This is a genomic window from Streptomyces sp. NPDC054813, from assembly GCF_053611365.1.
The window spans coordinates 40,068-48,838 of the sequence record NZ_JBSHAF010000003.1 but is presented as its reverse complement, the minus strand read 5'-3'; the positions used below and the strand labels follow the sequence as shown (position 1 = coordinate 48,838).

The following is an 8,771-nucleotide window of genomic DNA, read 5'->3' as shown; positions in this document are numbered from 1 at the left end:
GCCGGGAGCCGCAAGGCTCCCGGCGGCCCCGCACGCGTCTTCCGAAGGAGGCGGGCCCCGTGACCGTCGCCGTACCGACACCGAAAGCTCTGGCTGCGGCCGTGCCGCGCAGGCCCGTCCGCAGCGTCACCTTCGTCCGCCACCTCTCGCGCGGCGGACTGCTCAGCCTCGCCGCCCTGCTGCTCGGCATCACCGTGCAGCTGCTGGTGGTCAGCGGGGCCCAGCAGCACGCCGCGCAGCACGCCGACTTCGACCAGCTGCGCGAGCAACTCGCCCTCGGCACCGCCCCGGTGGCCCAGACCGGTCAGGACGGCAAGCTGCTGGCTCCGGGCACTCCGCTCGCGCTCGTCAAGATCCCGAAGCTGGGCCTGAGCCAGGTCGTCCTGGAGGGCACCGACTCCGCCGTGCTGACCGACGGCCCCGGGCACCGCCGGGACACCCCGATGCCCGGGCAGACCGGCACCAGCGTGCTGATGGGCCGGGCGGCGGCGTACGGCGGCCCGTTCGGCAGGCTCTCCGAGCTGACCAGCGGCGACACCTTCACCGTGATCACCGGCCAGGGCAAGGCGAACTACCAGGTCATCGACGTACGACGGGCCGGTGACCCGGCACCGACCGCGCTCGCCGCCGGCAAGAGCCGCCTCGTGCTGATCACGGCGACGGGCCCGAAGTTCGCCCCCTCGGGCATCCTGCGCGTCGACGCCGACCTGGTCTCCGAGGCGTTCCAGACCCCCTCGGCCGTGATCCGCGCCGGCACCCTGCCGGCCTCCGAAGAGCCCCTCGCCCGCCCCTCCGGGGTGCCGTGGCCGCTGGTGATGTGGCTGCAGGCGCTGCTGCTCACCGCCGTGGCCGCCGTCTGGGCCTGGCACCGCTGGGGCCGCCACCAGACATGGATCGTCTTCGCCCCGGTCGTCGCGGTACTCGGCCTCCAGGTCGCGACGCGGACCACCGAACTGCTGCCGAATCTGCTGTGAACCAGGTGAATGAGATGACCGAGACCGCGACGACCGACACTGCCGCGACCGACACCGCCGTGACCGACACCGCCGTACTGCCCGCCGCCGTCCCGGTGGTGGACGGCCCCGCCCCCGCCACCCTCGAAGCCCGTGCCGTCTCCGCCTGGTTCGGTTCCCACCAGGTGCTCAGCCGGGTGTCGCTGACCATGCCCGCGGGCGAGGTCACCGCGCTCATCGGCCCGTCCGGCTGCGGCAAGTCGACGTTCCTGCGCACCCTCAACCGGATGCACGAGATGATCCCCTCGGCGCAGTTCGGCGGCGAGGTGCTCTTCGAGGGCGAGGACATCTACAACCCGTCGTGGCGGCTGACCGACGCGCGCCGCAGGATCGGCATGGTCTTCCAGAAGCCGAACCCGTTCCCGGCGATGTCGATCTACGACAACGTGGTGGCCGGCCTCAAGCTGACCGGCACGAAGGTGAACCGCCGGGAGAAGGACGACCTGGTCGAGGAGTCCCTGACCCGGGCGGGCCTGTGGAAGGAGGTCCGCGACCGGCTCCGGCAGCCGGGCGGCGCCCTCTCCGGCGGCCAGCAGCAGCGCCTGTGCATCGCGCGGGCGCTGGCGGTCCGCCCCCGGGTGCTGCTGATGGACGAGCCGTGCTCGGCCCTGGACCCCACCTCCACCCGCCGCGTGGAGGAGACCATCCACGACCTGGCCGGCCAGGTCACGATCGTGATCGTCACCCACAACATGCAGCAGGCGGCGCGCGTCTCCCAGCAGTGCGCGTTCTTCCTGGCCGAGCAGGGCACCCCGGGCGGCATCGTCGAACACGGCGCCACGGACGCCGTCTTCAACTCCCCGCAGGACCAGCGCACGGCCGACTACGTGGCGGGCCGGTTCGGCTGAGCCCCGCCGGAAGCAGCACGATCCATCGCCGCCGGGTCCTCAGAGGACGGGACCCGGCGGCCCGCCGTACCGGTGCGGCGACCACCGGTTCGTCCGGCGCCGTCAGCCCCGCGTACGCCGTGCCGTCACCCGTGCGGACCACGACGGCAGGAAGCTGTGACCGAGAACACCGGCGGGGGCGTGCTCCCCCTGTGTCCAGGCTGATGTGAATGCGCTCGTCCTGAGGCCCTCCCGACCCTACGTATTGTAGGTTCCCCATCGGCCACGGCGGCTCGTCAGCTCATCGGGGGTACTCATGCAGGGCACGGACACACAGGAGACGCGGCGCAGCCTCGCCCCCACGGTGGCGGCGCTGGTGGCGAGCCTGCTGGTCGCGGCGGTGGGCGTGTACGAGCTGTCCGGCTTCGGCCTGCACAGCCTCGACCGGCGCCCGCACCTGTTCAGCGACGGGCTGGCGACGGGCGGGGTGATCGTGGCGGCGGTGGCGGCCGGGGCGGCGATCGGGAACCTCGCGTGGGTGCTGGCGGCCCGACGGCGGGCCGAGCGGGAGTGTCCGTAAGAGCGAAAGCGTCCGCACGAAGTGGCGTCCGTAAGGAGGGGGTCGCCCTCTTTCACACCGTTTTCCGCACCGCTTCCGCACCACGGCCGGCCTCTCCGCCGACTCCCGCCGTTACCCTACTGACTGTAGGGTCAGCTCCCTCCGTCATCGTCCCCGCTTCCGTCCCCCAAGGTGACCGGTCCCCATGCCCGCACAGCAGTCGACCCTGACCCCCGCGCGCGCGTCCGCCGACCGCCGCGCCCCCGCCGCCACCCCCGGCGGCGCACTCCGCAGGCGGGCCGCCGACGCCACCGTCTGGTACCTGCGGCTGATCGCCGTACTGAACATAGCGGCGGTCATGTCCCTGCCGTTCCGGCACGAGGTCGACGAGCACAACAACGGCCGCCTCACCCTGCACCTCCACCGGCAGCACGCCCACCACTCCGGCCAGTTCTTCACCCCGTACCTGGCCACGGCCGGCCTGGTCTCGGCCGCCCTCGCCATCTTCTTCGTGCTGGTGATGCGCCGCCGCAAGCGAGCGGCGTGGGTGGTCAACATCCTCCTGTCCACCCCCCTCTTCGCCCTCTACGTCCTCGCCCTGACCCAGCACGAGTACCGCGCCCACGTCTTCAACTGGGCCTCCGCCGCCCTCACCGGCCTCTTCGTGGCCGCGCTGCTGATCAGCCGCCGGGAGTTCGACGCGGTCGGCGACCCGTCGAACCCGAGACTGGCGCTGGCGGTGGGCGTGGGCGGCGTGGCCGTCACCGGCGTCCTGGGCACGCTCCTCGTCCACGCCACGAACAAGCTCCCCGGCGCCACCCTCCCCGACGAGATCGCCTACACGCTCCTGCGGGGCATCAGCGTCGGCCCGCTCGCCGACCACGTCACCGCGGTGCACGCCCCGCGCTGGACCGACGTCATCATCAACGCCCTCCTCGCCGCCGCCTTCTGCCTGGTCCTGTACGCCGGCTTCCGCTCCCCGCGCGGCCGCCGCCTGCTGAGCGCGGAGGACGAGTCGAAGCTGAGGTGTCTGCTGGACCGGCACGGCGCCCGCGACTCCCTCGGCTACTTCGCCCTGCGCCGCGACAAGATGGCGATCTTCTCGCCCACCGGCAAGGCGGCGGTCACCTATCGCGTCGTCGGCGGTGTCAGCCTGGCCTCGGGCGACCCGATCGGCGACCCGGAGGCATGGCCCGGCGCGATCGACGCGTGGCTGACGGAGGCCCGGCAGCACGCGTGGACCCCCGCGGTCATGGGCGCGAGCGAGGAGGCGGGCACGATCTACGCCCGGCACGGCTTGGACGCCCTGGAACTGGGCGACGAGGCGATCGTCGACATCGCCGACTTCACCCTGGAAGGACGCGCGATGCGCGTGGTCCGCCAGGCCCACAACCGCGTCCGGCGGGCGGGTTACACGGTCCGCGTCCGCCGCCACGAGGACATCCCGCCCGACGAGATGTCCCTGCTGATCGACCGGGCCGACCACTGGCGCGACGGCACCACGGAACGCGGCTTCTCGATGGCGCTCGGCCGCCTGGGCGACCCGGCGGACGGCCGCTGCGTCATGCTGGAGTGCCGGGACGCCGACGACGTCCCCCGCGCCCTCCTCAGCTTCGTCCCCTGGGGCGAACAGGGCCTCTCCCTGGACCTGATGCGCCGCGACCGCGACGCGGAGAACGGCCTGATGGAGTTCATGGTCGTGGAACTCCTCCTCAAGGCACCCGACCTGAAGGTGGACCGCGTCTCGCTGAACTTCGCGATGTTCCGCTCGGTCTTCGAACGCGGCTCCCGCCTCGGCGCCGGCCCGGTCCTGCGCCTCTGGCACGCGACCCTGACGTTCTTTTCCCGCTGGTGGCAGATCGAGTCCCTGTACCGGGCGAACGCGAAATACCGCCCGATATGGGAACCGCGCTACCTGCTGTTCGCGCGAAGCAGCGACATCCCGCGGATCGGCTTGGCCAGCGCCCGGGCGGAGGGCTTCCTCACGGTTCCCTGGGGGTCGTGACGAGACGGTTCGGGACCGTGACGAGACGGTTCGGGACCGTGACGAGACGGTTCGGGGTCGTGACGAGACGGTTCGGGGTCGTGACGAGGCAGTTCGGGACCGGTGCCCGACCGTAGCCGGGGGGACGGAAAGCGGCGGTTCACCCGCGCGGCGTTCCGCCCCCCGCGAACCCCCCGCCCACCGTGAAGCCGATCACCGCGCCGCCGCCCGCTCGGCGGAAGGCGAACGGGGCGCCGCCGTGGGCCATCGCGACCTCGCGGACGATGGAGAGGCCGAGGCCGGAGCCGGGGAGGGAGCGGGCGTCCGCGGCGCGGTAGAAGCGGTCGAAGATGCGGATCAGGTCGCCCTCGGCGATACCGGGGCCGCGGTCGAGGATCTCGACGCGGACCGTGCCCGGCCGGGCGGGGCCGGTGACGTTGATCTCGATGGGCGCCTTGCCGTCCCGGTCGAACTTCGCCGCGTTCTCGACGAGGTTGGAGACGGCCCGCTGGAGCAGGCCGGGGCGGCCGTCGGTGGTCGTGTCACCGGCGGCGCGCAGCAGGATCTCGCGGCCGGTACGGCGGCGGGCCAGCCCGGCGACGTCCTCCGCGATGTCGGCCAGGTCGACGCGCTGCGGCGGCTCCATGTCGGACTGCCCGGCCGCGAGGTCGACCAGCTCGTTGACCAGGTCGGTCAGCTCACGCGCCTCCTGGCCGAGGTCCGCGACGAGTTCCTCGCGGGTGGCGGGCGGCAGCTCGTCGATACGGCGGAGCAGGGAGATGTTGGTGCGCAGCGAGGTCAGGGGGGTGCGGAGTTCGTGGCCGGCGTCCTGGACCAGGCGCCGCTGGTCCTCCTCCGACTGGGCCAGCCGCCCCAGCATCCGGTCGAAGGCCCTGCCCAGCCGGCCCACCTCGTCCAGTCCCGTCACCGGGACCTGGATGCCGAGCCGCCGGGTCCGGGCCACGTCCTCCGCGGCGGAGGTGAGGATCACCAGCCGGCGGGTGATCCGGCGGGCCAGCCACCAGCCGAACAGCCCCGCGGCCACGACCACCGCCGCCATCAGCGCCAGCGTCCGCTGCTGGAGCGCCTGCAGCAGGTCCTCCGTGTCGCTGAACTCCTGCGCCACCTGCACCGCGCCCCGGCCGTCGCCGAGCGCCACCGTGGCGATCCGGTACAGGTCGTCGCCGACCCGGACGTCCTTGTGCTGGGCCGTCGTCCCGGCCGCCGCGGCCATGGCGGCCGTCCGGTCCGCGCCGGTGACGGGCAGCGCCGGGCTGCCGTGGTCGACGATCTCGCCCCGCGCGCCGAGCACCTGGACGTCGGTGCGGACCGACCGGACCAGGTCGTGTCCCGGCCGGGAGGAGGAGAAGAAGTCCTCCGGGACCATCCGGTCCTGCTTGACCTCGTCCTGGACGTCGGAGACGACCTGGGTGAACACCGACTGCTCGTCGACGCGGACCAGCCGGGCGGCGGCGTTGTACGACAGGATGCCGACGACGATGGTGACGGCGGCGGTGACCGCCGCGAAGGAGACGACGAAGGTGGTGCGCAGGGAGACGAGCCTGGGCCGACGCCTGACCAGCACCCGCCGGAGCCGCTGGAGGCGGCCCACTCAGTCCTCCCGCAGCACGTAACCCACGCCCCGGACGGTGTGGATCAGCTGCGGGGCGCCGGGCTCGTCGAGCTTGCGGCGCAGGTAGCCGACGTAGACGGCGAGGTTCTTGGAGCCGGGGCCGAAGTCGTAGCCCCAGATACGGTCGTAGATCGTGGAGTGGTCCAGGACGATCCCGGCGTTGCGGGCGAGCAGTTCCAGGAGCTCGAACTCGGTGCGGGTCAGCTCCAGCTCGCGCTGGCCGCGCCAGGCCCGGCGGGCCTGGAGGTCCATCCGCAGGCCGGCCGCCTCGACCTGCCGGTCGGAGATCTGCGGTTCCCGGCCGGGTTCGGGGGCGGCGGCGCCCGAGCCGCCGCCGGTGGTGACCGGGGAGGTGCGCCGCAGCAGGGCCCGCAGCCGCGCGAAGACCTCTTCGACGTCGAAGGGCTTGACGACGTAGTCGTCGGCGCCGGCGTCCAGTCCCGCGATCCGGTCGGCGGTCTCGACCAGTGCGGTCAGCATCAGGATGGGGGTGCGGTCGCCGCCGGCGCGCAGGACGCGGCAGACCTGGAGGCCGTCGATGCCGGGCATCATCACGTCGAGGACGAGGACGTCGGGCCGGACACGGTGGGCGTGCGCCAGGGCTTCCACACCGTCCGCGACCGCCGTCACCTCATAACCCTCCAGGGTGAGGGCCCGCTCCAGGGCGTGGCGGATGGCGCGGTCGTCTTCGGCGAGCAGCACAGTCTGGGACACGCACCCAGTCTGCCAAGGCCTCCGGCGGTTCGGCCGGGGTGAGCGGGCCTACGATCACCCTTTTTACCTGGCTCTCACCGTCACGGAGGCAACGGACGTCGAGTTTTGGCTGTCGCCGGTGGGGGCTGGTCGCGCCCACGCGGCGGAGCCGCAAATCGACACAGCCCCGTCAGCCACACAGCTGCGGGCAGTCGTGCCGCAGGGCGGCACGGGTGGGCGCAGCGGCACCCTGCCGGCGCCGCTGAGCGACACCCCCCGCCCCGGCCGACCTCAGCTCGCCGCCAGCCTCGCCAGCTGCTCCTCGAACGGCACCACCACCGGCAGAGCCTCCGGCTTCGCCGGACGCGCACCGGTCAGGCCCGTCATCAGCGCCGCCAGTTCCCCCGCCGCCCGCTCGATCCGGTCCTCCAGGCCCTCCGCGCCCCAGTCCTCCGACGCCGCGTAGACGCCCGTCGGTGCGACCACCGCCCGCAGGTACGCGAACATCGGCCGCAGCGCGTGCTCCAGCACCAGCGAGTGCCGGGCCGTACCCCCGGTCGCCGCGATCAGCACCGGCTTGCCCACCAGCGCTTCCTTGTCCAGGACGTCGAAAAACGACTTGAACAGGCCGCTGTACGAGGCCGTGAACACCGGCGTGACCGCGATCACGCCGTCCGCCTCGGCCACCGCCTCCAGCGCGGCCGCCAGCCTGCGCCCGGGGAAGCCGTTGGTGAAGTTGTGCGCGATCTCGACCGCGAGGTCGCGCAGCTCCACCACCTCGATCTCGACACCGGCAGCCTGCCGGCCCACCGCGGCCGCCAGCCGGTCGGCCAGCAGCCGGGTGGACGACGGCACGCTCAGTCCCGCCGAGACGACGACGAGCTTCATGCCCCGACCTCCTTCTTCTCCGCGTCCGAAGCTCCCGAGGCCTCCGAAGCAGCCGCGGCGAGCAGCGACGCGTGCGTGGGCGCCTCCGGGACGTCTGCCGGACGGCCGTTCGCGAACTCCTTGCGCAGCACCGGCACGACCTCCTCACCCAGCATGTCGATCTGCTCCAGGACCGTCTTCAGTGGCAGCCCCGCGTGGTCGACCAGGAACAGCTGGCGCTGGTAGTCACCGGCGTACTCCCGGAAGGCCAGCGTCTTCTCGATGACCTGCTCGGGCGTGCCGACGGTCAGCGGGGTCTGGTCGGTGAAGTCCTCCAGGGAGGGCCCGTGGCCGTAGACCGGCGCGTTGTCGAAGTACGGCCGGAACTCGCGTACCGCGTCCTGCGAGTTGTGCCGCATGAACACCTGGCCGCCCAGACCGACGATCGCCTGCTCGGGCGTGCCGTGCCCGTAGTGGGCGTACCGGGCCCGGTACAGCTCGACCATCCGCTTGGTGTGGTCGGCGGGCCAGAAGATGTTGTTGTGGAAGAAGCCGTCACCGTAGTAGGCGGCCTGCTCGGCTATCTCCGGCGAGCGGATCGAGCCGTGCCAGACGAACGGGGCGATCCCGTCCAGGGGCCTCGGGGTGGAGGTGAAGCCCTGCAGCGGTGTGCGGAACTTGCCCTCCCAGTTGACGACGTCCTCGCGCCACAGCCGGTGCAGCAGGGCGTAGTTCTCGATGGCGAGGTTGATGCCCTGCCGGATGTCCTGGCCGAACCAGGGGTAGACCGGGCCGGTGTTGCCGCGCCCCATCATCAGGTCCACCCGGCCGTCGGCCAGGTGCTGGAGCATCGCGAAGTCCTCGGCGATCTTCACCGGGTCGTTGGTGGTGATCAGGGTGGTGGAGGTGGAGAGGATCAGCTTCTCCGTGCGCGCGGCGACGTAACCGAGCATGGTGGTCGGCGACGACGGCACGAACGGCGGGTTGTGGTGCTCACCGGTCGCGAAGACGTCCAGCCCGACCTCCTCGGCCTTCAGCGCGATCGCGACCATCGCCTTGATGCGCTCCCGCTCGCTCGGCGTCCGACCCGTCGTGGGGTCCGGCGTGACATCGCCGACCGTGAAGATCCCGAACTGCATGCTCGCTCACCCTCCAGGTTGTTTACGGTTCAACTATACCCAGAGAACGAGACCCC

The 8,771-nt window shown here is 72.3% G+C and carries 8 protein-coding genes; 4 read left to right on the top strand and 4 right to left on the bottom strand.

Annotated elements, in window-relative coordinates:
• Window positions 1-59: 59 nt before the first annotated feature.
• The 4 genes from ACWGJB_RS06235 to ACWGJB_RS06220 all read left to right on the top strand — a co-directional run bounded on the left by ACWGJB_RS06235 (window position 60) and on the right by ACWGJB_RS06220 (window position 4,404).
• A complete protein-coding gene (locus tag ACWGJB_RS06235; RefSeq protein WP_453379086.1) occupies window positions 60-974 on the top strand; it encodes a sortase in 915 nt (304 codons plus the stop codon).
• Window positions 975-988: 14 nt separating this feature from the next.
• Window positions 989-1,861, top strand: coding sequence for a phosphate ABC transporter ATP-binding protein PstB (gene pstB / locus ACWGJB_RS06230; RefSeq protein WP_453379085.1), 873 nt, complete (start codon window positions 989-991; stop codon window positions 1,859-1,861).
• 295 nt (window positions 1,862-2,156) lie between these two features.
• Window positions 2,157-2,420 carry a hypothetical protein gene (locus ACWGJB_RS06225; RefSeq protein ID WP_453379084.1) on the top strand — a complete coding sequence of 88 codons (264 nt, stop codon included), beginning with the start codon at window positions 2,157-2,159 and terminating at the stop codon, window positions 2,418-2,420.
• A gap of 184 nt (window positions 2,421-2,604) precedes the next feature.
• Window positions 2,605-4,404: a phosphatidylglycerol lysyltransferase domain-containing protein gene (locus tag ACWGJB_RS06220; protein ID WP_453379083.1), complete on the top strand. Its 1,800-nt coding sequence runs from the start codon at window positions 2,605-2,607 to the stop codon at window positions 4,402-4,404.
• Between the two features lie 139 nt (window positions 4,405-4,543).
• Here ACWGJB_RS06220 and ACWGJB_RS06215 read toward each other — a convergent pair whose 3' ends face one another.
• From ACWGJB_RS06215 to ACWGJB_RS06200, 4 genes are all read right to left on the bottom strand, one after another.
• The gene (locus ACWGJB_RS06215; RefSeq protein ID WP_453379082.1) at window positions 4,544-5,995 is read right to left on the bottom strand and encodes a HAMP domain-containing sensor histidine kinase; all 1,452 of its coding nucleotides are present in this window, start codon (window positions 5,993-5,995) and stop codon (window positions 4,544-4,546) included.
• Window positions 5,996-6,730, bottom strand: a complete 735-nt coding sequence (locus tag ACWGJB_RS06210) for a response regulator transcription factor (RefSeq protein WP_453379081.1) — start codon at window positions 6,728-6,730, stop codon at window positions 5,996-5,998.
• A gap of 270 nt (window positions 6,731-7,000) precedes the next feature.
• Window positions 7,001-7,597, bottom strand: a complete 597-nt coding sequence (locus ACWGJB_RS06205) for an FMN reductase (protein ID WP_453379080.1) — start codon at window positions 7,595-7,597, stop codon at window positions 7,001-7,003.
• Entirely contained in the window at window positions 7,594-8,715 is a 1,122-nt protein-coding gene (locus ACWGJB_RS06200) for an LLM class flavin-dependent oxidoreductase (RefSeq protein ID WP_453379079.1), read from the bottom strand. Before ACWGJB_RS06200 ends, ACWGJB_RS06205 begins: the two co-directional genes overlap by 4 nt.
• Window positions 8,716-8,771: the final 56 nt, after the last annotated feature.

Excerpts from the sequence above, each read along its gene's own strand:
- pstB (WP_453379085.1), top strand. The coding sequence starts at position 989 with ATGACCGAGACCGCGACGACCGACACTGCCGCGACCGACACCGCCGTG.
- ACWGJB_RS06225 (WP_453379084.1), top strand. The coding sequence starts at position 2,157 with ATGCAGGGCACGGACACACAGGAGACGCGGCGCAGCCTCGCCCCCACG.
- ACWGJB_RS06220 (WP_453379083.1), top strand. The coding sequence starts at position 2,605 with ATGCCCGCACAGCAGTCGACCCTGACCCCCGCGCGCGCGTCCGCCGAC.
- ACWGJB_RS06205 (WP_453379080.1), bottom strand. The coding sequence starts at position 7,597 with ATGAAGCTCGTCGTCGTCTCGGCGGGACTGAGCGTGCCGTCGTCCACC.
- ACWGJB_RS06200 (WP_453379079.1), bottom strand. The coding sequence starts at position 8,715 with ATGCAGTTCGGGATCTTCACGGTCGGCGATGTCACGCCGGACCCCACG.